We start from the raw sequence: 22,155 nt of genomic DNA, 5'->3' as shown, positions 1-22,155 counted from the left end.
GCGGTTTTATCCCGGGCCGTCGGCAAGACCTGCACCGTTTCCGTCGCCGGGAGGGGGTCGCTCGATGAGTCGGGCCGGGAGGCAAGGCGGGCCGGCAAGCAGGGGAGGCGACCTGGCATGAGGCGGACTGGGCGGCAGCGGGAGGCGGGCTGGCATGAGGCGGCCTGGGCGGCAGCCGGTGCCGGTGCGGTCAGGTGCCGGTGCCGGAGCCGGGGCCGCGGCCGAGCAGTTCGGGCTCGAAGGCGGCGGTCCGCGCTCGCAGGGCTCTGGCGACGGCGGCGACGGCGGGCTGGCGCAGCGAGTCGGGGCGCAGCACCATCCAGTACGGCAGCAGTTCGGCGAAGTCGTCCGGCAGCAGCCGGACCAGGTCCGGATGGGGGTCCGCCATGAAGCAGGGTAGGAAGCCGATGCCGGCGCCGGCCCGGGTGGCCTGGACGTGCACGAAGACGTTGGTGGAGCTGAGCGAGTCCTGCATCGAGGGCACCAGCCGGCGCGGCGCGTCCAGCGCGTCGACCTGCAGCATGGAGTCGACGAAGTAGACCAGGCCGTGCCGGGTGAGCTCGCGGGCATCGGCCGGCGTCCCGTTCTCCTCGAGGTAGCTGCGCGATGCGTACATTCCGAGCATGTACTGGCCCAGGCAGACGGCCTCGGCCCGGTGCACCTGGGGCTCGCCGACCACCACTTCGATGTCCAGCCCGGAGCGGTGCTGCAGCGCCCGCCGGGTGACGTTGACGATCTCCACGCTGAGGTTGGGGTGCGTGCGGCGGAGGATGGCCACCGCCGGGGCAATGATGTAGCCGCTGAAGCCGTCAGTGGCGGAAACGCGGACGACGCCGGAAACCTGGTCCGTTTCTTTCTCGCCTTCGTGGATCCTGGCGACGGCGGTCTCGATGTGTTCCGCGGCTCCGGCCGCGCGGCGGCCCAGCTCGGTCAGTTCCCAGCCGCCCACCGTCCTGGCCAGCACCCGGCCGCCCAGCACCTTCTCCAGGGCCGCAATCCTGCGCGAAATAGTGGTGTGGTTCAGGCCCAAGCCCTCCGCCGCCGTCGTAAATCTCCCGCTGCGTGCCACGGCGAGCAGGATCAGCAGGTCGTCGGGGTTGGGCGCTGGCGACGTTCCCATATCTGCAATTCTGCACTCTCAGTCTGCGGAAGTAGTCATTGCTGCACACTCGGTCTCAGTCGATACTCGAGTGAGGCCATTGGCGTGTCTCGCGTCACAAAACTTACAGCAAGTCAAGGACACAAAGGAGTGCTCGCATGAGCGTGAACCAACCCGCGGCTGCCGCGCAGACGGAGCGATCGGGCTTGAAGAAGATTGTTGCCGCCTCGATGGTCGGCACGGTGGTGGAGTGGTACGAGTTCTTCCTCTACGCCACCGCCGCCTCGCTGGTGTTCGGGCAGTTCTTCTTCCCGAATACCGGCTCCGAGCTGGACGGCATCATTGCCGCCTTCCTGACCTACGCCGTCGGCTTCGTCGCGCGGCCGCTGGGCGGCATCGTGTTCGGCCAGATCGGCGACAAGCTGGGCCGCAAGCACACGCTGCAGGTCACCATCATCCTGGTCGGCGTGGCCACCTTCCTCATGGGCTGCCTGCCCGGCTTCAACTCGATCGGCTACTGGGCACCCGCGCTGCTGGTCATCCTGCGGTTCATCCAGGGCTTCGCGGTCGGCGGCGAATGGGGCGGCGCGGTGTTGCTGGTGGCCGAGCACAGCCCGAATAAGCAGCGCGCGTTCTGGGCCAGCTGGCCGCAGGCCGCGGTGCCGGTGGGCAACCTGCTGGCCACTCTGGTCCTGCTGAGCATGTCCTGGATCCTCCCGCCCGACCAGTTCCTGAGCTGGGGCTGGCGCGTGGCGTTCTGGCTGTCCGCCGTCATCGTCATCGTCGGCTACTACATCCGCACGCATGTCAGCGAGGCACCGATCTTCCTTGAGGCCCGTGCACAGGTGGAGTCCGAGAAGTCCGTTAGCTACGGCGTGTTCGAGGTGGTGAAGCGGTACCCGAAGGGCGTCCTGAAGGCCATGGGACTGCGGTTCGCCGAGAACATCATCTACTACATCATCGTCAGCTTCACGATCGTGTACCTGAAGACCGTGCACCAGTACGACACGAGCCAGCTGCTGCTGGCGCTGCTGATCGCCCACGTGGTCCACTTCCTGGTCATTCCGCAGGTCGGCCGCATGGCGGATTCGCTGGGCCGGAAGCCGGTCTACCTGGTCGGCGCCGTCCTGTCCGCGACCTGGGCCTTCTTCGCTTTCCCGATGTTCGACACGCTCAACCCCCTGGTGATCATCCTGGCCGTGACCATCGGTCTGTGCTTCCACGCCCTGATGTACGCCGGCCAGCCGGCCATCATGGCGGAGATGTTCCCGACCCGGATGCGCTACTCCGGCGTCTCGCTCGGCTACCAGGTGACCTCAATCCTGGCCGGTTCGCTGGCGCCGATCATCGCGACCGCGCTGCTGCAGGAAACCGGCAGCTGGGTTGCCGTGGCCGTCTACGTCCTGGTCGCCTGCGCCATCACCGCCGCGACGGTCCTGACGCTGCGCGAGACCAAGGGCCTGTCCCTGCGTGATGTGGACGCCGAAGACGCCCGCAAGCACGGACTCGACACCAACGCACAGGCGGCCCGGTGACCGCCGCGGACGGGCAGGCGCTGAAGGGCCGCCGCGCGCTCGTCACCGGCGGCGCGGGCGGGATTGGCCTTGCCGCGGCCAAGGCGCTGGCCGCCCGAGGGGCCCACGTGGTCGTCGCCGACCGAGACCGTGAGGGGGCCGAGGCGGCCGCCGCCGAGCTCGGCGGCTCCGCCTGGGTGGTGGACCTGCTGGATCCGGAAGCAGTCTCGGAGGCCCGGTTGTCCGAGGCGCTGGACGGCGTGGACATCCTGGTGAACAACGCCGGCATCCAGCGGGTGAGCCCCATCGAGGAGTTCGACCCGCAGGACTTCCGCCGGATCATCACACTGATGCTGGAGGTCCCGTTCCTGCTGGTACGGGCGGCGCTGCCGAAGATGTACGCAAACGAGTTCGGGCGGATCATCAACATCTCCTCCGTGCACGGGCTGCGCGCCTCGGCCTTCAAGAGCGCCTACGTCACGGCCAAGCACGGGCTCGAGGGCCTGTCCAAGGTGACCGCCCTGGAGGGCGGCCCCCACGGCGTGACCAGCAACTGCGTCAATCCCGGCTACGTACGCACGCCGCTGGTGGAGAAGCAGATCGGTGACCAAGCTCGGCTGCACGGCATCCCGGAGACGGAGGTGCTGGCCAAGATCATGCTGACCGAGAGCGCCATCAAGCGGCTGGTCGAACCGGATGAAGTGGCCTCGCTGGTGGCCTGGCTGGCGTCCGACGACGCGGCCATGGTCACCGGCGCCAGCTACACCATGGACGGCGGCTGGTCCGCCCGGTAGGAGGCAGCCCGCGCACAACCAGCCAGCAGCATGCCCGGCGGCCCGTCTTTTGGACGGGTCGCCGGCGGTTCGCCGCCGGCTTTCGTGTTACCCGGCGCCGGAAGCCTGCCTCCGATGCCTCGCCGCATGCGGCCAGTCCTGCCGTCCGGGAGCGGCCCGGCTCAGCGCGGGGCTGGCTCCGCGGACTCCAGGTCCCCGCGGCCGTACAGCACCGGGGACCCGCCGACCCCGTCGCCCGAGCTCAGACCGTCCAGCACCTCCTGCAGGGCCTCGAGCGAGGTCTTCGCGGGAACCCAGCCCAGCTCCTCACGGGCCCGGGTGGTCTTCATCACCGGAGCGAAGCGGGCCATGTCCACCCATCCCGGATCCATGGCCACCAGGCGCAGTGACCATGCCGCACCCACCAAGGCGCGGACCAGCGGCACCGGCACATGCAGCACGCGCCTGGCGCCGAGGAATCCGCCCAGCAGCTGGGGAGTGATCACCGGGTCCGCAGCGATGTTGAAGGGCCCGCTGGCGCCCTGGTCCACAACGCGCCAGTACGCATCGGCAATATCGTCGGAATGGACGGCCTGGAACACGAACTCCCGCGGGAACGGCAGCAGCGGCGGGCGCACCTTGTTGAGGAAGAACTTGGGGATGGCCCGGCCCAGGAAGTAGCGGCCGATCGAGGAGCCCGCGTCGGTCTGGAAGATCAGGCCCGGGCGCAGGCGGGCGACTTTGATCTCCGGGTGGCTGCGTTCGAAGCCGTCCAGCAGCGCCTCCTGCTCGCCCTTGAACCGGCTGTAGTGCGAGCTCGCGATGCCGCGCGCGGGCCAGCTCTCGTCCACCGGCCGGTCCTTCGGCCCCGGGCTGTACGCCCCGAGCGAGGAGGCGCAAACGAACTGCTTCACGCCTGCGGCCGCGGCCGCGGCCAGGGCGTTGGCCGTGCCGTCGACGTTGACCCGGCGCATGAACTCTTCGTCGCGGTTCGGCTGGAGGAGCCAGGCCAAATGTACGACGGCGTCGCACCCGGCCAGTGCCGCCGTCAGCTTTTCGCGCGCCGACTCCGAGGCGACATCGATGCTGTGCCAGGCCACGCCGTCGTACGGTTCCCGGGACGTGTCCGGCAGCCGCCGCGCGATGCCCACCAGCTCCACACCTCCGGGGCGTGTGGCCGCCGCCCTCTTGATCCGCCGCAGCACAGCGGTCCCTACATTGCCGGTTGCTCCGATGATCGCGATCCGCATGGGCCCACCCTACGCCCGGCTACTGACAGACTGTAGGCGGTCGGCCGAAGTTGCGGGCGGCGGCCGGCAGGTTAGTGCGCGCCGCCGAGGTTGAGCACCACGACCCCGGCCACGATCAGGCCTATCCCGAGGACCTTAACGAGGCTGATGGGCTCGCCCAGGAAGGCAGTACCGATGGCGACGATGGCTATGGTTCCTAGGCCGGACCAGAGGGCGTAAGCCACTCCTACCGGCACGCTCTTGACGACCTGCGCGAGGAGCGCGAACGAGGCCGCGTAGGCCGTGAGGCACAGGACGGTTGGCCACAGCCTGCTGAAGCCTTCGGTCGATTTCAGCAGGCTCGTGCCGAAGACTTCGGCGGCGATTGCGAGCAGCAGGAAGACATAACCCATGTGCCATTGCCTTTCATGCCCCTCGGCCAGTCATGTACAGGCGGTCAGGGGTTCCCCTTGTCGGTCTTCGTTCTCCCAGCAGTCTTTCACCTGCCGGAGTCCCGGCTGTGTCAGAACGAAGAGGCGGCCAGGAGCGGGCTGTCGGCGATGAGCGGGGCGACCTGTTCGAACAGCAGGGCTGCGCCGAGGACGATCATGATGAGGCCGCTGGCCAGCGTGACGGCGCGGGCGGCGGCGGGCCGGGACTGCAGCAGTTTCTTTGCCGCCAGCGCCACCATGGCGTAGACGACGGCGGCCATCAGCACGAAGGACAGCCCGAGGACGCCCAGCTGCACCGGGGCAGGCAGCGCAGCCGCCGGGTTGATGAACTGGGGGACGAGCGCGAGGAACAGGAGCAGCCCCTTCGGGTTGATGCTGCTGGTGCCCAGGCCGCGGAAGAAGCTGCGCAGGCGCGAGGACCCGGATTGCTCCATGCTCGAGAACGCCGCCGCGCGCCAGGAACGTGCGGTGCTGAAGCCCAGCCAGAGCAGGTAGGCGGCGCCCGCGACGGTGAGCCACCCCAGCAGGGCGGGCACGCTGGCGATCACGGCGGCCACGCCGGCCGTCACGAGCAGCGTGAGCACCACGTAGCCGCTGCAGAGCCCGGCGATGGCCGGGGCGAAGCTGCGCTGGTTCAGGCCCGCTGCGATGGAGTAGGCCCAGTCCGCTCCCGGGGTGCAGGCCAGCGTGATGGCGACGGCGGCGAAGCCCAGGTACAGCTGCTGGTCCACGGGGGAACTCCTTCGAAGTTGGCGACGAGCCAACTGTAGGGAAAACGCTCGCGGAAGTGCTTGCTGTTTTCGCGCAACATGCGGGCTGAAGGGTAAGGTTCTTGCGTGGTAGATGCAATTGATCGAAGTATTTTGCGCGAGCTCCAGCAGGACGGGCGAATGACTGCTACTGCGCTCGCATCGAAGATCGGCCTCACGGTGGCTCCCTGCCACCGGCGGCTGCGTGAGCTGGAGTCCAAGGGCGTCATTCGCGGCTACCGGGCCGACCTCGACGCCGGGGCGCTGGGGCTCGGCTTCGAGGCGATCGTTTTCGTCAGCCTGCGCCAAGTGGACCGGGCCACCCTCGCGGACTTCGAGGCGAAGGTCAGCGCCAATCCGCACATCATCGAGGCCCTGCGGCTCTTCGGCGACATCGACTACCAGCTCAAGGTCGTCGCGCCGGACCTGGCGGCCTACCAGAAGTTCTACGACGAGGAGCTCACGGACCTGCCGGCCGTGGAGAAGCTGCAGTCGACCATCGTCATGAAGAACCTGAAGGCGAACGCCGGCCTGCCCATCTAGCTGACCAAGTCCTATGAAGTCTCACATTGAGGCAGTCCCTCGCGAACGCCGGCTGCGGGTACGGCGGCTCGCGCTGCAGGCCCTATTGGGGCTTCCGGCTCTGGCTGATCGGCATGCTGGGCCCATGCCCGCCGCCTGGAAATGGCCTGTTCCAAGCTCAGCGAACGGGAAGCCACTCACCCGCTTCTGGAAAGTGGCTTCCGGCTGATTGGTGATTCCCACTTGCCCTACACATGGCCTAATTTCAGGTGCACTTCGGATAGGCATTCAATAGCGTTAATGCATGGCAATAGCGGCATTCGAAGCGACCGAGGAAGTCACCGGCTTCCTCGCTTCGATGCGCGACCAACTGCAGGAATTCGCCGCGGTCTTCCGCGAGGCGGCGGCCCTTGAGACCCCTGGGGTGCTGGCCGAATGCGTGGGACTCTTCGAGGACTTCTCCAGGACCGTCGAGCAACTGCAGGTCACCGGCGCGCATGCCATCGAGCAGCAGGGCGTAGCGAGCCTGTTCGGCCGGGACCCGGGCAACCCGGAGTCAAAGACCGAATTCCGGGACACCGCGGACTACCTCCGGGCCCGGCTGCGGATCAGCCGGACCGAAGCCCGCCGCCGCATCCGCGTCGGTGCCGGCACCATGCCGCACACCCTCATCTCCGGCGGCGAGGCCCCGCCGAAGTACGAACACCTCGCAGCCGGGCTGGCGGCATCGGAGATCGGCGGCACGGCCGCCACCCTCATCCATGACACCCTCGAACGCATCCGCCCGGTAGCCGCCCCGGACCACCTGGCCGCCATGGAGGAACAGCTGACCCGGCAGGCGGCGGAGGCGGACCTGGATACGCTCCGCATCGTCGCCCGGAGCTGGGAAGCTGCCATCGACCCGGACGGACGCGAACCCAGCACCGAACAGCTCACCGCCCAGCAGGGTGTGTTTGTGAAAGGGAAGCGCTGGGGCCTGCACCGTTTCGAAGTGCGAGCCACGGATGAACAGTACGAACACCTGATCACCGCCATGAACACGGCAACCAACCCGCGCCTGCAAACCACCTTCTCACCCGAAGCCGGCAACCTCCAGGCCACCGACAGCAGCCCCGGCCACCTCACCGACGGCGCCGCCGGGGAGGCAAGCGAAGCGGCAGCCGATCCCGCCGGAGAAGCCGGACCGCCCCCGGGCTGGCCGAATCCCACCCGGCCCCAACTGCTGCTCCAGGGTCTGGTCGGAGCCTGCCAGATCGCGCTGTCCACGGACAAGCTTCCCGCCAGCGGAGGGCCACCGCCCGCAGGTCATGGTCACCATCGACTACCAGGACCTCATGAGTAAAACCGAAGCCGGCACCACCGGCCAGGCCGTCTTCACCGGACTCATCACACCCCGCACGGTCCGCAAGATGGCCTGCGACGCCGACCTCATCCCCATCGTGTTCGGCGGCAAAGGCGAAGTCCTCGACATCGGACGCGCCCAGCGCCTCTTCACCCCCGCCCAGCGCCGCGCCCTCGTCGCCCGCGACAAGGGCTGCGCCTTCCCCGGCTGCACCATGCCAGCCCACTGGACCGAAGCCCACCACATCCGCTACTGGAAAAAGCACAAAGGCCGCACCTCCGTCGCAAACGGCGTGCTCCTCTGCTCCTTCCACCATCACCTGGTCCACGCCGGAGACTGGATCATCGAATCGATGGACGGCATACCGTGGTTCATCCCGCCCGCCTACATCGACCCCTCACAAGTCCCGCGACGCAACAGATACCGCTTCCCGCCCGACCTCAAACGCGCCGAACGACCGGCTGTCCCCGCACGAGGGAGTGACGGTTCGAGCCCGCCTTTGGAACTGTCTCCGCCATTGGGCACTGCCGCGGCGCCTCCCGCAGTGGCGCCGGTCGAATCAACCGACGGCTGGACCCGGCCCTTCGGCGACGGGCCACTGCAACCGGCGACGCCTCCTTGGTAGAAACGTGATAACACCACCTATACCCGACATCAGAAACCGGCCCACATCAGACACCGGGCTTAACCAGCTAGGACGGGCGGCAAAGCGGTACGTACGCCCCGTCACCGGGACGGGCTGAAATAACCGGGGCACCGGCGTCGTTGTCTCCAGTGTCCGCCGCTCCCGCGTCCGGACACCACACAAGACGACGAAAGGCCGGTCCGCGACATGACTGTTCCCCTCTCCATCCTCGACCTCGCAACGATCGGCAAGGACGAGACGGTGCGGGAAAGCCTGGACGGCAGCGTCAGGCTGGCGCAGCTTGCCGAGGAACTGGGCTACCGGCGGGTCTGGTACGCCGAGCACCACAACATGGCGAGCATCGCGTCCTCGGCGACCAGCGTGCTGATCGCGCACGTGGCGGCGCACACCAAGAGGATCCGGCTGGGCGCCGGCGGCATCATGCTGCCCAACCACGCGCCGCTGCCCATCGCGGAGCAGTTCGGCACCCTGGAGACCCTGCACCCGGGGCGGATCGACCTTGGCCTGGGCCGGGCGCCGGGCAGCGACCAGCAGACCATGCGCGCAATGCGGCGGGACCCGATGAGCGCCGAGACCTTCCCGCAGGACGTGCTGGAGCTGCAGGGCTACCTGACCGGCAACTCGCGGATCCCCGGGGTCGATGCGACGCCGGGCAAGGGGACCAACGTGCCTCTCTACATCCTGGGCTCGTCGCTGTTCGGCGCCAAACTGGCCGCCGCGCTCGGGCTGCCCTATTCGTTCGCCTCGCACTTCTCACCGGCCGCGCTGAACGACGCCGTGGCAGCCTACCGCCGCGAATTCCAGCCGTCGGAGCAGCTGGCCGAGCCCTATGTGATCGCCGGCGTGAACGCGATCGCCGCCGACTCCAACGAGGACGCGCAGGCGCAGTTCCAGGTGGTCCGGCGTGCCCGCGTCGGGCTGCTGTTCGGCCGCGGCCGGAAGTTCACCGACGAGGAAGCGGACATGGTGCTTGAGTCGCCGCAGGGCCAGCACGTGGAGCAGATGGTCAAGTACACGGCCGTGGGGACGCCCGATGCGGTCCGCGAATACCTTGAGGGTTTCGCCAAGCACGCCGACGCGGACGAGCTCATCGTCGCGCACCAGGCCCCGACGGTGGAGCAGCGGCTGCGCTCTGTGGAGCTGACCGCCCGGGCCGTCGGGTTGGTCACTCCCGCTGGCTCCGCCCGGTAAGCTGTACGGTTTCCGCCAGTTCCGCGAGCCGGTGGGCGCGGGCGGATTCGGCGGGAGTGAACGGCTCGTCCGGGCGGGATAGGAGCAGCGGGGCGCCCCACACGGTCGGGATTTTCAAGACCGTGCCGTCCTTCGGCAGGAGCGGCAGGCTGCGCGCGGTGTCGTCGTCCAGGACGACGGCAGAGAGCAGCGACGCGGCGGCGTGCGGCAGCGCGTCGGGATCGGCCGCGACCTTGGCGGCCAGGCCAAGCGCCCGGGTCTGGCCGTCGGCGAGGGCCAGCGCGGTGGTGGTCCAGACCCGCGGGCGGCGGCCGCTGCCGGCCTCGAGCGCATCCAGCAGGTCCTGCTCGGTGGTGCCCGCCGGTGTCGAGAGGACGAACTCGTCGAGCGCCCCGCCGACCACCGGGTGCACCTGGATGCTGAGGATGTTGACGTCCAGGCAGCTCAGCGCGTGCGTGATGCGTTCGAGCGAGCCGGGGCGGTCGTCGACGACGGTGCGGGCCCGCCACAGCGCGGGAGCGGCGTCATAACGACGGCGGTGCTTGAGTGCCGCGGCATGGAGCCAGCGGCGCAGCAAACGGGCGACGGACGGCTCGGCGACCCACATGACCAGCACCGTCGTCGTGACCGCGAGGGTCAGGACCTTCCAGAAGTAGGGCAGCTCCGCGCTGAGGACGGCGGCATGGACCAGCAGCTCGATGGGCAGCACTGCCGCAAGGTTGGCCACTACGAGGCGGGACTTGGGCGGCTCGGGAAACTGGCCGCAGGCGCTGCAGAGCAGGTCGGTGTGGGCGTTGGTTGTGGTTCGGCGCGTCATGCAGCCATCATGGCGGTGCGGTGTTTCGCAGTGATTGCGGCGGCGTCACGCCGCGCGAACATCTGCCGCTAACCGGGGGTCCGGGCAACGCCGGTTGGAAGCCGCTGGAGCAGGTGGCGGCCGAACCAAAAGGCAGGGCCGAGAAGCGGCAGGAGCACGACCAGCAGGATCCACCCTGCCGTCCTCGGGCCGCTGAAATGGCTGCGGAAGATGCTGACGATGGCGCCCGCCGTGACAGCCAGGGCGAACGGCCCGGCGCTCAGCAGAGCCATGACCCACAGCACCGGATCGAATTCCATGCGTCCCCCTATTTCCGGCGAAAAGCCGGTCCTGCCGGGGCCCTCCCCTCGACGGCGCCCCGCAAAGAGCATAAGTAACCCGACGGGCTCCGGGCATCCGCCGTAGGTATGAGATTTGGTGCAGCCTACGACGCCGGGCATGGGATTTTCCTGTGGGAACGAGAAAAGCACCGGCTGGCAAGGACGTTGGGGGGAATTCCTGCCAGCCGGTGCTTTGACACCACTCGCACTCTTCAAGAGGTGGTTCCACCGTAGGACTGCCGTTTGGACACAGGCTTTACGAAAGCTGTTAAAACGCTGTGAACCGGTGCCTCCGCAGCTCGCGGGAGGCTGCTGCAAGGATTTTCCAGCGTCGCGAAGCAAGTCTAGTGGCGGGAGCCGGGGCCGATCGCCCGCTTCCGCAAGGGGCAACATTCGCACTAGGGGGATTCATGACGTCACAACCTGAACTGCGCGGCAGGCCTGCCGTGCACTGGCATTTCCGGCGGAAGGCAGCGGCAGTAGCTGCCACCGGCGCCGTCCTTGTTTCCGGGCTCGGCATCCTGCCGCCCGCCGTCGCACAGGCCGGTCCGGGCGGGATGCTCCCGGCCGCGCTGAATGTTGCACCCGAGGGCGTTGGCCCGGTTAACCCGAACAACGGCTACCCGTACTGGTACGGCGACACCGGCATCCCCGAAGCCGGACTGGATCCGGTCCGCCTGGAGCTGTGCCTCGACGCCGTCGGCTGCCCGGTGATCGGCGTCGACTACGACAACACCCAGCCGCTGGCGATCCCGGGCAACTTCCCGGAGGAGTCCTTCTGGTGGTCCGCCGAGGCCGAGATGGATCTGCCCGGCGGCGGCCAGGCCCTCCTGGTCCTGGCGCAGGAGGCCGCGTTCGGCGGTGCCGGCGAAGTGGCCGCGGGCCAGCAGAACGGCTTTGCCCGCCTGCGGATCCGCATTGACGACGGCGTGCCTGGCCAGAGCTATACGTTCACCCATCCCTACGGCACCGAGACTCTGGTCGCCGACGACCGCGGACGCGTTCGCCACACTGAGGACATCGGCTGCCTGCAGCAGCCCTGCACCTGGGACGAGCCGCTGGACGGCAGCATCGGCCCGTTCCTGCGCTGGGATCCCGCCGTGGCGCCCGCCGCGCCGGAAGGGTTTATCGGTGACCCGAATGTGCAGCATCAGGTGGTTGGCAGCCCGAACGGCACGAACTTCTTCCGGGTGGAGGGCGTCTTCACCGCGGGCGGAGCCATGGCAACCGCACAGACGGACCTCTTCGCGGTCCAGGGCAAGATCGCCACGCTGGAAGCCGGCGTGGACAAGCGCGGTGGGCTCTACAACGCCGCCCAGGACGTGAAGATCCAGGCCTCCTTCCCGGAGGAAGCCAAGATCGTCTACACGACCGACGGCACCGACCCGCAGGTGGGCGAGGCCGGCGCGGTAGTCAACGGCCTCGAGTACGTTCCGGATGCTGGCAACAAGGACGCCGCCGCCGTCGTTACCCTCGATACGCCGGGCACGACCACGCTGAAGTACCTCGCCGTGGTCCCGGCCACGGGAGAGACCACCGAAATCTACAGCGAGACGTACGAACTCGACGCCACCAAGCCGTGGATCGAGGCGACACCTGCGGCCGAGGGCCCGATGGCCGGGCCCCAGACGGTGACCCTGACCGGAACCACCCAGACGGGCGAGGCGCCATCGATCTTCTACACGCTGGACGGCTCCGCTCCGAGGTTCACCGCGGACGGCCAGCCCGAGGGCAGCACCCGCCTGTACAGCGACCCGTTCACCATCGCGAGCACGGCGACGCTGCGCGCAGTGTCGGTCGACGGCACGGGCGCAGCCGGGGAGATCCGATCCTTCCGCTACGTCATCCACAACCTCAAGGCGGTCGGCCCGGTCGGTGACCACGGCTTCCCGCAGTGGCTTGAGGACAACGGCTGGGAAGGCCAGGATCCGGTCCGGCTGGAGCTGTGCCTGGATGATCCGCTCTGCCCGATAGTCGACGTACTGCCCGATCCGGCGCAGCCGGCGTCCTTCCCGGACAACTTCCCCGGTGAAGCGTTCTGGTGGGCCGCGGATGCGGAAATGACGATTGGCGCGGAAGACATCCGACTGACCCTGGCCTCTGAGGCCGCGTGGGCCGCAGAGGAAGTCCGTGACGGCGACCAGGTGGCATTTGGCCGCATCCGGGTCCGTGGCGACGGGGTCTTCGTGCCCGGCGCCACGTACCGGATCACCCATCCGTACGGAGTGCTGGAGGTGGCCGCGGACGAGGTCGGCGACATCAACTTCACCGAGGACCTGGGCAGCATGAACGGCAACGGCGACTTCACGCCGCTGCTTGAGGCCAAGATCGGGCCGTTCCTGCGCTGGACCGAAGGTGCGCCGGCAGGCTACCTGGGCGACGGCACCACGCCGCACGCCGTTGTCGGCAGCCCGTTCAACACCAACGTCTTCCGCATCGAGCAGCTCACCGACGGCACCGGGGCCGAACTGGACTCCCCGGCCATCGTCGGCGAGACCGAAGAGTTCATCGTCCAGGGCCGCACGGCGGGCGCGGAGGCTCCGGCTCCCGCAACGGCAGCGGCCAGCGTGGCCGGCGGAACGTTCGCCGCACCGCAGGCCATCGAGCTGGCGGCCGATCCCGCAGGGGCGCAGATCTTCTTCACTACCGACGGGACCGATCCGGACACGGACAGCACGCTGTACACGGGTCCGATCGACATCACCGCCGAGGGTGCGACCACCCTGAAGTTCATCGCCTTCAACGGCGTGGCCTCGGACATCGTCACGGAAACCTACACGCTGGACTTCACGGCTCCGGCCGTCACAGCTGATCCGGCGGGCGGGACACTCGCCGCGGGCAGCCTGGTGACCCTGACCGCCAGTGAGAATGCGGCGATCTACTACACGCTGGACGGATCGCAGCCCACGGACCAGAGCCTGTCCTATTCCGGCCCCATGGAGGTCACGGGGGCGAGCACGCTGCGGGCGATCGCGATTGACCAGGCCGGGAACGTCAGCGACATCGGTGCGTGGACCTTCGAAGCCGCAGACGGCTCGGGCGAGGAGAACCCGGGCGATCCGGGCGATCCTGGCACCGAGAACCCGGCTGAACCCGGCGGGGAGACTCCGGGCGGCTCATCCGGCCGGATCTCCGACAACCGCGACTTCAACGGCGACAACGCCGTGGACGTCATCGCCCGCGACAGCCAGGGCGTCCTGTGGCTCTACCCGGGCAACGGGGAAGGCCGTCTGCTGCCGAAGATCAAGATGGGCGCCAGCGGCTGGAACACGATGACGTCGATCTTCAGCCCCGGCGACTTCGACGGCGACGGCGATGCCGATGTCCTCGCCCGCGACCGGGCGGGCAAGCTATGGCTCTATCCAGGCACGGGCGAAGGCCGCTTGCTGAAGCGGATCCAGGCCGGCACCGGCTGGAACACCATGACGTCGATCTTCAGCCCCGGCGACTTCAATGGGGACCGCGACACGGACGTGCTGTCACGGCACAAGAACGGGACGCTGTGGCTCTACCCGGGCAACGGGAACGGCGGCTGGCTCAAGAAGGTCCAGGTCGGCACGGGCTGGAACGGCATGACGGCGATCTTCAGTGCCGGTGATTTCGACGGCGACGACAACGCCGACGTGCTCGCCCGGCACAAGAACGGGACGCTGTGGCTGTACCCGGGCAACGGCAAGGGCCGCTGGTTGCCTTGGAAGCAGATCGGTACCGGGTGGAACTCCATGACGTCGATCTTCAGCGCCGGCGATTTCGACGGCGACGACAACGCCGATGTGCTTGCCCGGAATAAGAACGGCTCGCTGTGGCTCTACCGGGGCAACGGGGAAGGCCGCTGGCTGACCTGGAACGTCATCGGTAGCAGGGGCTGGAACAACATGTCGGCCTTCTAGCTCGACCCGCCCAACCAGGCAAGGCCTCCTGCCAGCGGCAGGGGGCCTTGCTGCGTGCCCGGGGCTTCGGCTCCGCCAGTCTTAGGCGCCGCGGTTCCGGCCGGCGGGAAGGCGCAGGTAAGGGCCGATCCCGGACAAGGGGAAACCCCGGCGGCCAGGAGATGGGGGAAGCTCCTGGCCACCGGGGTTTCAATCACTCGCACCTTGATGAGGTAATTCAAATGTAGGGACGGAGTTTGAGGAAACCCGGGGTAGAACCTGTTAAAAGCCTGAAAATCCAGTTATTTCAGTGGCAGCCGCGCCCACCGATAGCTCGTTTCACCTTGAGTTCACGGGCATTTGTCTTTCCGGACGGACTCGGCTGTGAACATCGCGAAGGGGAAACAACCACCACGACGAAGGATTCGAACGACGCATGCCATCCCGCTTGACCAAGACCCTGACCAGTTCCGCGGCCGCCGCCGCCGTCGGACTCACCCTGTTCGCTGCGCCCGCCACGGCACAGGAGACTGAGGCTCCGGCCGAAGCCGCTGCCGAAACCTCACCGCTCATCATCGGGCATCGCGGTGCGGCCGGCACCGCACCGGAGAACACCGTCGCCGCCTTCAAGGACGGCCGCGCCTCCGGCGCCGACTTCTTCGAGATCGATGTCCAGCTCAGCAAGGACGGCGTGCCGTTCCTGTTCCACGACGACACCCCGGCCCGTACCACCAACGTGGAAGAGGTCTTCCCGGAGCGGGCCAAGGATCCGATCACGTCCTTCACCTGGGCCGAGCTTCAACAGCTGGACGCGGGCTCCTACTTCGGCGAAGAGTTCGAGGGGGAGCGCATCCCGCACCTGGACGATGCCGCCGAGGTCGCCACCATCAACACCGGCGTCTACATCGAGATCAAGTCCCCGAAGAACTCTCCCGGCGTGGAGCAGCTGGTCGCCGACGAACTGCGCACGGACGCGAAGTGGAAGAAGCTGGTCGCCGCGGACAAGATCCAGGTGCTCGGCTTCGACGAGGCCTCTAACCGGAAGTTCGCCGAGATCGCCCCGGAGATCGAGCTGCAGCAGCTTTCCAGCATCGTTCCCGCCAAGTCCGTGCTGGACTCCTGGGCCACCTTCGTCGACTCGGTCGGCACCAACTACCGCACGCTGACCGAGCAGAACGTCGCGGATGCCAAGGCCGCCGGCCTCATCATCGGCGTCTACACGGCCAACTCGCCGGAAGCCGTCCAGCACTCCATCGACCTCGGCGTGGACGCCGTCACCGGTGATTTCCCGATCCAGACCATGCGCTACGTGGACGGCAACAAGCCGTTCCCGGCCAGCACCGGGATCGAGATCGAAGGCGCCGTCAACAACCCGGCCGGCGATGACGTGCAGGCCGAGACCGGCGAGCACGTGGTCCTGCGCAACACCACCGACCGCAGCGTGGACGTCAGCGGCTACATCCTCCGCGATGCGGCCAACAACATCCTGACCGTAGGCGAGGGCTACGTGCTGGAACCGGGCGCCGAACTGCGCGTCTACACCGGGCCGGGCACCAACTCCGCCGAGGCCTACTACAACGGCGGGGACGCCAATGTCCTGAACAACACGGGCGATTCGGTCGCGCTGTGGTCGCCGCAGGACACCCTGCAGGACGTCTTCGCGAACTAGCGGCAGCGGCCTTCCGCAGTTCCAACTGACGACGGCGGTGCCCGCCCGAGGTCCCTTGCCCACCCCTTAGGGTGCCGGGGAGCGGAAGGCGGGCGCCGCCGTCGTCGAATGGTCGGGCCGAACCCGACCGGTTGCGGACTACTTGATGCGGCGGGGCAGGCCGGTGCGGGCCATCGCGTCGCCGTAGGCGTCCTTCATGTCGCCGAGCCACTGGGCCTGGCGCTCCGGCGAGCCGGCGAAGGAGCGGCCGCTGAGGGCGCGCACCTTGTAGGTCTTGAAGCCGCGACGCCAGAGCAGCGGGGCTTCGGTCTTCAGCAGCTGCGCCGCCAGCCGCTGGGCCTCGGTGCCGTGGGCGACCAGCGCGGAGGCGCGGGGCACCAGGGCGAGGAACTTCAGCAGCGGCTTCAGGCCCGCCGTGACCTGCTGGGGCGAGAGCTTGCCGTTGGGCTGGCCGGGCACGAACCAGGGGTGCACGTTCCAGGGCATGACGTACTCGGGCCGCAGGCCCAGCTGCCAGTGCACGCCGAGAAGGCGTGTCGCGGCGTCGTCGTCCCCGGCCGTGATGAAACCGGAAGGAGATGCGGTGCCGATATTCGAGAACAGGCTGATGATCCGGCATTCTTCTACGTTGTGCCCGGGATCGACGTACGGGACCTCGCTGCCCGGCTTCTGCTCTTGCAGGCTGTCGCAGAGCTGGTTGACCACGGCCACGTTCGGGTCGTAGCGGCGGTCGAAGAGCTGGTCATGGAAGGACTCGGTAGCCAGGGCTGTCATGAAAGTGAGGTATCTCCTTGCGCCGTGCCGGGCAGCTGTTTGCGCACCGCTGCTGGGCATGCGGACGCGCCGTGGGGTGTTTTTGGGGCTTACCTAGTCTAGCAAGCTATCTCAGAGCAGGATCCGCAGCGGTTCCTCCAGCGTTTGCTTCAGATCCCGCAGGAACCCCGCGGAGACGGCGCCGTCGAGCACCCGGTGGTCCGAGGTCATGGTCAGGCGCATCACAGTGCGTTCGCGCAGGGCGCCCTCCTCCACGTAGGGCGCGGCCACGCTCGCGCCGACCGCCAGGATGGCGGCCTCCGGCGGATTGATCACCGCGGTGAACTGCTCGATCCCGAACATGCCGAGGTTGCTGAGCGTGAAGGTGCCGCCGCTGAATTCCTCGGGCCGGAGCTTGCCGGTCCGGGCCTTCTCCGCCAGTTCCTTGCTCTCGCGCGCCAGCACGGCCAGGCCCTTGACGTCCGCGTCCCGGATGACCGGCACGATCAGCCCGGCCTCGATGGCCACGGCCATGCCGACGTGCACATGGTGGTGCTGCAGGATCTTGTCCCCGGCCCAGGACGAATTGACCTTGGGGTGCCGCCGCAGCGTGACCGCCACCGCCCGCACCAGCAGGTCCGTCACGCTGACCTTGACGCCGTCGTCGGCCAGCCGCGTGTTGATGTCCGCCCGGAAGGCCAGCAGCGGGTCCACCGTCACGGGGATGATCAGGTCAAAGTGCGGGACGGCGGCGCTCTCCGTCAGCCGGCGCGCGGTCGCCTTGCGCATCTGGGTCAGCGGTATCTCGGTGGCTTCAGCGGCCTGCCCGGTTTCCACCCCCGGCACCGCGGCGGCGGCGGGACCGGCGACGACGGCGGGCGGCCGGGTTGCGCCCGCCGGACCGGCGGCTGCCCCGGCTTCGGGACCGGCGGCCTGCCCGGCTTCTGCAGCCCCGGCAGGCCGGGCCGAGGGTGTGCCTGCGACCGCCTGCGCTGCGGCCGGCTGCGCTGCGGCTGCGCCCCCGGCAGCCTGGGCGGCGATGGCGGCTTCCACGTCCTGCCGCACCACGCGTCCGCCGGGTCCCGAGCCGGCCAGCGTGTCCGGATCTATGCCGTGCTCGTGGGCGATCTTGCGGGCCAGCGGGGACATCGGCACGCGGGCCCCGGGCTCCCGGGCGGCCTGTCCTTCGGCGCCGGCAGCCCGTCCGCCGGCAGCCTGCCCCGCGCCGGCCGGCTCTACCGGTCCCTGGCCCGGCTCGGGTTCCGCCCCGACCTTTTCCTGCGCCGCGCCCTCGGTGACGGACCCCGCCACGGCGGGCGCCGCCGTCGTTGTTGAACCGCCGGTCCCGCCGCCGGTGCCACGGGCACCCGTGCCGATCAGCGCGACGACCTGACCGATGGGCACCGTGGCGCCCTCCTCGACCAGCAGCTGCTCGATCACGCCGTCCTCGAACACCTCGAGCTCCATGGTGGCCTTATCCGTGTCGATCTCGGCGATGACCTCGCCGGCCTTCACCGCGTCCCCCGGCTTCTTGGTCCAGCGCGCGATGACACCTTCTTCCATGGTGTCCGAGAGCCGCGGCATGAAAATTTCCGACATGGCTGTCACCTAACTGTGGAAACCGGTTGCGGCCAGGACTTCGCGCACCACGCGGACGAGGTCCTCGGCGTCGGGCAGGGCGGCGAGTTCGAGCGGCTTGGCGTAGGGCAGCGGCACCTCGGCCGCGGCGACCCTGCGGACCGGGGCGTCGAGGTAGTCGAAGGCGCACTCCATCAGGGTGGCCGAGATTTCGGCGCCGACGCCGTAGCTGAGCCAGTCGTCCTCGAGCACCACGGCGCGGCTGGTCTTGCGCACCGACCGGCAGAAGGCTGCACGATCCAGCGGGCGCAGGCTGCGCAGGTCCACGACCTCCAGCGAAATGCCTTCGTCGGCGAAGCGGCGGGCCACCTCGAGGGCGATCAGGGTGCCGCGCGAGTAGGTGATGACCGTCAGGTCCGTTCCTTCGCGGACGACGGCGGCGCGGCCGATTTCGGCGACCTGCTCGCCGTCCGGGACCACGCCTTTGGTGTTGTAGAGCGCGAGGTTCTCCAGGAAGATGACCGGATCGTCGTCGCGGATGGCAGCGGTGAGCATGGCCTTGGCGTCCGCCGGCGTGGAGGGGGCGATGACCTTCAGGCCCGGCACGTGGGCGTACCAGACCTCGAGGTTTTGGGAGTGCGTGGCCGCCAGCTGCTGGCCGCCGCCGCCCGGGAACCGGATGACGATGGGCACCGGGGTCTGCCCGCCGAACATGCCGTAGATTTTGGCGCCGTGGTTCACGATCTGGTCGATCGCGATCAGGCTGAAGTTCAGCGTCATGATTTCGACGACGGGGCGCAAACCGAGCATCGCGGCGCCGATGGCGGCGCCGACGAAGCCTTCCTCGGCGATCGGGGTGTCGCGGACGCGTTCCGGGCCGAACTCCTTGAGCAGGCCGGCGGTGATCTTGTAGGAGCCCTCGAACTTGCCGATCTCCTCGCCGAGCAGGATGACGTTGGGGTCCCGGGTGAGCTCGGCGCGCAGGGTGTCGTTCAGCGCCTGGCGGTAGGTGATCGGGGCTGGCTCGGCGTTCACGGCTCCACCTCCAGCGGGTCGCCCGGCAGGGCCCGCGGCGCGTTGGGCACGTCCTGGGCGTAGGCGAAGTCGAAGAGCTCGGAGGGCGCCGGATCGGGTGAGTTCTCGGCGAACGCGACGGCGGCACCCACCTTCTCCTCGGCGTCGTCCTCTATCTCCCTGGCCGCATCCTCGGTGAGGACGCCCGCTTCCAGCAGCCGCGCACGGAACGCCGGCACCGGGTCGGCGGCCTGGGCGGTCTCCACCTCGGACTGGGAACGGTACTTGGCCGGGTCGACGACGGAGTGGCCCTTGAGCCGGTAGCTCATCAGCTCGAGCAGGCCGGGTTGGTGCTGCTCGCGGGCTCGGGTGAGCATGGCCTCGGCGGCCTGCCGGACGGCGACGGGATCACCGCCGTCCACGCGCTCGCCGGGAATCCGGTAGGAGGCGCCGCGCTTGTACAGGTCCGGCTCGCCGGAGGCCGCCTCCACTGCGGTGCCCATGCCGAACCGGTTGTTCACGATGGCGTAGACGATGGGCAGCTTCCAGATAGCGGCGAGGTTGAGGGATTCGTGGAAGGCGCCGATGTTGGTGGTGCCGTCGCCCAGCTGGCAGAGCACGGCGCCGGCTTCCGGGCCCGCCGTGGTGCGGTAGGTCAGGGCGAGGGCGGCCCCGGTGGCCGGGGGGATCTGGCCGCCGACGATGCCGTAGCCGCCGAGCATGTGCAGCCCGGCATCGAACATGTGCATGGAGCCGCCGCGGCCCTTGGCCACCCCGGTGGACTTGCCGAACAGCTCCGCCATCACCCGGCCGGGCTCCATGCCGCGGGCCAGCGCGTAGCCGTGGTCGCGGTAGGTGGTGAAGAGGTAGTCCTGCTCCCGCAGCGCGGCCATCAGCCCGACGACGGTCGCCTCCTCGCCGAGGTTGAGGTGGCAGTAGCCGCCGATCCTGGCCCGCTTGTACATCTGGTCCGCCACCAGTTCGAACCGGCGGATCAGCACCATCTGCGCGTAGTAGTCCGTCAGTTGCCGGGCATCCTGCACTTCTTCGCTCATGGCCGCTCCTGCGTCTACTCTTGCCCCGGCCCTAGGTTCCGGGCAGCTGCTCCTGCAAGCTGAACTGGTCCGCGCTGCCGCAGCGGGGACACTTTTCCGGCGGCTCGTCGCCCCGGACCGCCTCGCCGCACGCGCCGCAGATCCACTCGGTCGCCATCAGTGCGATGATGTCGCCCTGGCTGACGATGCCGACAAGCTGTCCGCCCTGGACCACGGGAATCCGGCGGAAATGGCGGTCCACCAGGAGTTTCCGTACGGTGTCGATCGAGGTCTCCGGGCTGACCGTCGCGATCTCGCTGCTCATCAGCTGGCCGGCGGTGGTGCCGCTCCGCGCGAGCAGGTCGTACTCGGAAACCAGCCCCACGACATTTCCGGAGTTGTCCACCACGGGAACGGCGCTGATCCGGTGCCGCCGCAGGAGCCCGGCCACCCGGTCCACCGGCGTCTCGGCCGTGACAGTGATGACGGGGCTGGTCATGATCTCGCCGGCGGTGCTTGCTGCCGTTGCTTCCACGCTTGTTTGTCCTCTCCAACCGGAGTTGAACTGCGGAAATGACGTACCTGGCGCCTGGTGCCAAGCCTAGTCCGGTTGCATGGGAGGTCAAGGGCGGAACGGGCAGCCCCGGTTAGGGCCGGCCGGCGGCGCTGCGGCCACCGTCCCTCAGCCGCAGCGCGGCGACGTTGGCGCCGACGATGAGGGCGATGCCGAGCCAGTGCACGGTGTTGAGCGCTTCGTGGAGGGCGAAGACGCCGACCAGGGCCGCGAAGACCGGATTGATGCTCATCAGGATCCCGAAGAGGTTCGCCGGGAACCGGCGCAGGACCAGCAGATCCGCCGTGTAGGGGACAACGGTCGCCAGGATGCCCGCACCCACTGCGAAGAGGAGGGTGGCGCCGTCGGGCCGTTGCGTGGCGAAAATGATCACCGCGACGGGCAGGAAGAGGGTGGCGGAGACGCCCGTGGCGGCCGCGGTGCCCTGGACGCCGGGGATGCGCGCCCCCACGGTCTTGTTGAGCATGATGTAGGCGGCCCAGCCGCCCGCCGCCGTCAGCGCGAGCATGATGCCGACGTAATCCGTGGACGGCCCGGGCTGCGTGATCGCCAGGACGCCGGCCGCGGCGGGAAGGGCGCACGCTCTGGCCTTCCAATGGCGGGCGCCGACGATGGCCACGGTCAGGGGGCCCACGAATTCGAGGGTCATGGCGAGCCCCAGCCCGATCCGCTCCACGGCTGCGTAAAGGCTGAGGTTCATGGTTCCGAACGCGAGCGCGAGGAGCAGCACCGGCCACCATTGCTGCGCGGTGAAGGACCGCAGGCGCGGCCGGACCACTGGGACGAGTACGGCGGCGGCGATGAGCTGGCGCACCGCCACGACCCCGACGGGGCCGAGCACCGGGAAGGCAAGGGAACCGCTGGCCGCACCCAGCTGGTTGGACAAGGCGCTGCCCATCAGGGTGATGACGCCGGCCCTGCGTCCGCGGGCGAAAGATTCTTTCTGCTCCATGCGCCGAGTCTGCTCCGCCGGCCAGCATTCGCATAATGCATGGACGCGGGTGTCTATG

At 68.7% G+C, this 22,155-nt stretch carries 20 protein-coding genes; 8 read left to right on the top strand and 12 right to left on the bottom strand.

Annotated elements, in window-relative coordinates:
* Positions 1 to 190 precede the first annotated feature (190 nt).
* On the bottom strand, positions 191 to 1,120 hold the full coding sequence (locus OC550_RS15025; RefSeq protein WP_262106727.1) for a LysR family transcriptional regulator: 930 nt from the start codon (positions 1,118 to 1,120) through the stop codon (positions 191 to 193).
* 137 nt (positions 1,121 to 1,257) lie between these two features.
* On the opposite strand from OC550_RS15025, the gene OC550_RS15020 reads away from it, so the two are divergent.
* Together OC550_RS15020 and OC550_RS15015 are read left to right on the top strand one after the other, a co-directional pair.
* Positions 1,258 to 2,634, top strand: coding sequence for an MFS transporter (locus OC550_RS15020; protein WP_262106726.1), 1,377 nt, complete (start codon positions 1,258 to 1,260; stop codon positions 2,632 to 2,634).
* On the top strand, positions 2,631 to 3,407 hold the full coding sequence (locus OC550_RS15015) for a 3-hydroxybutyrate dehydrogenase (protein WP_262106725.1): 777 nt from the start codon (positions 2,631 to 2,633) through the stop codon (positions 3,405 to 3,407). Before OC550_RS15020 ends, OC550_RS15015 begins: the two co-directional genes overlap by 4 nt.
* A 161-nt stretch (positions 3,408 to 3,568) precedes the next feature.
* On the opposite strand, the gene OC550_RS15010 is transcribed toward OC550_RS15015, so the two are convergent.
* The 3 genes from OC550_RS15010 to OC550_RS15000 form a co-directional block, all read right to left on the bottom strand.
* Entirely contained in the window at positions 3,569 to 4,636 is a 1,068-nt protein-coding gene (locus OC550_RS15010; protein ID WP_262106724.1) for an NAD-dependent epimerase/dehydratase family protein, read from the bottom strand.
* A gap of 71 nt (positions 4,637 to 4,707) precedes the next feature.
* The gene (locus OC550_RS15005; RefSeq protein WP_262106723.1) at positions 4,708 to 5,028 is read right to left on the bottom strand and encodes a multidrug efflux SMR transporter; all 321 of its coding nucleotides are present in this window, start codon (positions 5,026 to 5,028) and stop codon (positions 4,708 to 4,710) included.
* A gap of 110 nt (positions 5,029 to 5,138) precedes the next feature.
* A complete protein-coding gene (locus OC550_RS15000) occupies positions 5,139 to 5,798 on the bottom strand; it encodes a LysE family translocator (RefSeq protein WP_262106722.1) in 660 nt (219 codons plus the stop codon).
* Positions 5,799 to 5,903: 105 nt separating this feature from the next.
* Between OC550_RS15000 and OC550_RS14995 the strand changes: the two genes are divergently transcribed.
* The 4 genes from OC550_RS14995 to OC550_RS14980 all read left to right on the top strand — a co-directional run bounded on the left by OC550_RS14995 (position 5,904) and on the right by OC550_RS14980 (position 9,517).
* Positions 5,904 to 6,359, top strand: coding sequence for an Lrp/AsnC family transcriptional regulator (locus OC550_RS14995; RefSeq protein WP_262106721.1), 456 nt, complete (start codon positions 5,904 to 5,906; stop codon positions 6,357 to 6,359).
* A 283-nt stretch (positions 6,360 to 6,642) separates the two neighbouring features.
* Positions 6,643 to 7,680, top strand: coding sequence for a 13E12 repeat family protein (locus OC550_RS14990; RefSeq protein ID WP_262106720.1), 1,038 nt, complete (start codon positions 6,643 to 6,645; stop codon positions 7,678 to 7,680).
* Positions 7,646 to 8,305 carry an HNH endonuclease signature motif containing protein gene (locus OC550_RS14985; protein ID WP_262106719.1) on the top strand — a complete coding sequence of 220 codons (660 nt, stop codon included), beginning with the start codon at positions 7,646 to 7,648 and terminating at the stop codon, positions 8,303 to 8,305. The genes OC550_RS14990 and OC550_RS14985 overlap by 35 nt, the downstream gene beginning before the upstream one ends.
* A 207-nt stretch (positions 8,306 to 8,512) precedes the next feature.
* Positions 8,513 to 9,517: an LLM class flavin-dependent oxidoreductase gene (locus tag OC550_RS14980; protein WP_262106718.1), complete on the top strand. Its 1,005-nt coding sequence runs from the start codon at positions 8,513 to 8,515 to the stop codon at positions 9,515 to 9,517.
* Here OC550_RS14980 and OC550_RS14975 read toward each other — a convergent pair.
* Both OC550_RS14975 and OC550_RS14970 read right to left on the bottom strand, forming a co-directional pair.
* Complete coding sequence (locus OC550_RS14975; protein ID WP_262106717.1) at positions 9,492 to 10,334, bottom strand: amino acid-binding protein; 843 nt, start codon at positions 10,332 to 10,334, stop codon at positions 9,492 to 9,494. The two genes, OC550_RS14980 and OC550_RS14975, sit on opposite strands and share 26 nt — an antisense overlap.
* A 68-nt stretch (positions 10,335 to 10,402) precedes the next feature.
* Positions 10,403 to 10,633, bottom strand: coding sequence for a PLDc N-terminal domain-containing protein (locus tag OC550_RS14970; RefSeq protein ID WP_262106715.1), 231 nt, complete (start codon positions 10,631 to 10,633; stop codon positions 10,403 to 10,405).
* A gap of 431 nt (positions 10,634 to 11,064) precedes the next feature.
* Between OC550_RS14970 and OC550_RS14965 the strand changes: the two genes are divergently transcribed.
* Positions 11,065 to 14,544: a chitobiase/beta-hexosaminidase C-terminal domain-containing protein gene (locus OC550_RS14965; protein WP_262106714.1), complete on the top strand. Its 3,480-nt coding sequence runs from the start codon at positions 11,065 to 11,067 to the stop codon at positions 14,542 to 14,544.
* A gap of 415 nt (positions 14,545 to 14,959) precedes the next feature.
* The gene (locus tag OC550_RS14960; protein WP_262106713.1) at positions 14,960 to 16,192 is read left to right on the top strand and encodes a glycerophosphodiester phosphodiesterase family protein; all 1,233 of its coding nucleotides are present in this window, start codon (positions 14,960 to 14,962) and stop codon (positions 16,190 to 16,192) included.
* A 138-nt stretch (positions 16,193 to 16,330) separates the two neighbouring features.
* Here OC550_RS14960 and OC550_RS14955 read toward each other — a convergent pair whose 3' ends face one another.
* The 6 genes from OC550_RS14955 to OC550_RS14930 all read right to left on the bottom strand — a co-directional run bounded on the left by OC550_RS14955 (position 16,331) and on the right by OC550_RS14930 (position 22,097).
* Positions 16,331 to 16,966 carry a uracil-DNA glycosylase gene (locus OC550_RS14955; protein ID WP_262106712.1) on the bottom strand — a complete coding sequence of 212 codons (636 nt, stop codon included), beginning with the start codon at positions 16,964 to 16,966 and terminating at the stop codon, positions 16,331 to 16,333.
* Between the two features lie 111 nt (positions 16,967 to 17,077).
* On the bottom strand, positions 17,078 to 18,544 hold the full coding sequence (locus OC550_RS14950; protein WP_262106711.1) for a dihydrolipoamide acetyltransferase family protein: 1,467 nt from the start codon (positions 18,542 to 18,544) through the stop codon (positions 17,078 to 17,080).
* Positions 18,545 to 18,553: 9 nt separating this feature from the next.
* Positions 18,554 to 19,558, bottom strand: a complete 1,005-nt coding sequence (locus tag OC550_RS14945) for an alpha-ketoacid dehydrogenase subunit beta (protein ID WP_262106710.1) — start codon at positions 19,556 to 19,558, stop codon at positions 18,554 to 18,556.
* Positions 19,555 to 20,592 carry a pyruvate dehydrogenase (acetyl-transferring) E1 component subunit alpha gene (pdhA, locus tag OC550_RS14940; protein WP_262106709.1) on the bottom strand — a complete coding sequence of 346 codons (1,038 nt, stop codon included), beginning with the start codon at positions 20,590 to 20,592 and terminating at the stop codon, positions 19,555 to 19,557. The genes OC550_RS14945 and pdhA overlap by 4 nt, the downstream gene beginning before the upstream one ends.
* Positions 20,593 to 20,623: 31 nt before the next feature.
* Positions 20,624 to 21,106: a CBS domain-containing protein gene (locus OC550_RS14935; protein WP_262106707.1), complete on the bottom strand. Its 483-nt coding sequence runs from the start codon at positions 21,104 to 21,106 to the stop codon at positions 20,624 to 20,626.
* Between the two features lie 112 nt (positions 21,107 to 21,218).
* Entirely contained in the window at positions 21,219 to 22,097 is an 879-nt protein-coding gene (locus tag OC550_RS14930) for a DMT family transporter (RefSeq protein WP_262106705.1), read from the bottom strand.
* Between the last annotated feature and the right edge of the window lie 58 nt (positions 22,098 to 22,155).

It is taken from the genome of Arthrobacter sp. Marseille-P9274 (assembly GCF_946892675.1).
Taxonomy (GTDB): Bacteria; Actinomycetota; Actinomycetes; order Actinomycetales; family Micrococcaceae; genus Crystallibacter.
The sequence above is the reverse complement of the archived record's forward strand: the minus strand, read 5'-3'. Positions and strand labels throughout refer to the sequence as shown.

What these genes read in the sequence shown, in the direction of transcription:
- OC550_RS15025 (WP_262106727.1), bottom strand. Translation starts at nt 1,120, where the DNA reads ATGGGAACGTCGCCAGCGCCCAACCCCGACGACCTGCTGATCCTGCTC.
- OC550_RS15020 (WP_262106726.1), top strand. Translation starts at nt 1,258, where the DNA reads ATGAGCGTGAACCAACCCGCGGCTGCCGCGCAGACGGAGCGATCGGGC.
- OC550_RS15010 (WP_262106724.1), bottom strand. Translation starts at nt 4,636, where the DNA reads ATGCGGATCGCGATCATCGGAGCAACCGGCAATGTAGGGACCGCTGTG.
- OC550_RS15005 (WP_262106723.1), bottom strand. Translation starts at nt 5,028, where the DNA reads ATGGGTTATGTCTTCCTGCTGCTCGCAATCGCCGCCGAAGTCTTCGGC.
- OC550_RS14990 (WP_262106720.1), top strand. Translation starts at nt 6,643, where the DNA reads ATGGCAATAGCGGCATTCGAAGCGACCGAGGAAGTCACCGGCTTCCTC.
- OC550_RS14985 (WP_262106719.1), top strand. Translation starts at nt 7,646, where the DNA reads ATGGTCACCATCGACTACCAGGACCTCATGAGTAAAACCGAAGCCGGC.
- OC550_RS14980 (WP_262106718.1), top strand. Translation starts at nt 8,513, where the DNA reads ATGACTGTTCCCCTCTCCATCCTCGACCTCGCAACGATCGGCAAGGAC.
- OC550_RS14975 (WP_262106717.1), bottom strand. Translation starts at nt 10,334, where the DNA reads ATGACGCGCCGAACCACAACCAACGCCCACACCGACCTGCTCTGCAGC.
- OC550_RS14970 (WP_262106715.1), bottom strand. Translation starts at nt 10,633, where the DNA reads ATGGAATTCGATCCGGTGCTGTGGGTCATGGCTCTGCTGAGCGCCGGG.
- OC550_RS14965 (WP_262106714.1), top strand. Translation starts at nt 11,065, where the DNA reads ATGACGTCACAACCTGAACTGCGCGGCAGGCCTGCCGTGCACTGGCAT.
- OC550_RS14960 (WP_262106713.1), top strand. Translation starts at nt 14,960, where the DNA reads ATGCCATCCCGCTTGACCAAGACCCTGACCAGTTCCGCGGCCGCCGCC.
- OC550_RS14955 (WP_262106712.1), bottom strand. Translation starts at nt 16,966, where the DNA reads ATGACAGCCCTGGCTACCGAGTCCTTCCATGACCAGCTCTTCGACCGC.
- OC550_RS14950 (WP_262106711.1), bottom strand. Translation starts at nt 18,544, where the DNA reads ATGTCGGAAATTTTCATGCCGCGGCTCTCGGACACCATGGAAGAAGGT.
- pdhA (WP_262106709.1), bottom strand. Translation starts at nt 20,592, where the DNA reads ATGAGCGAAGAAGTGCAGGATGCCCGGCAACTGACGGACTACTACGCG.
- OC550_RS14930 (WP_262106705.1), bottom strand. Translation starts at nt 22,097, where the DNA reads ATGGAGCAGAAAGAATCTTTCGCCCGCGGACGCAGGGCCGGCGTCATC.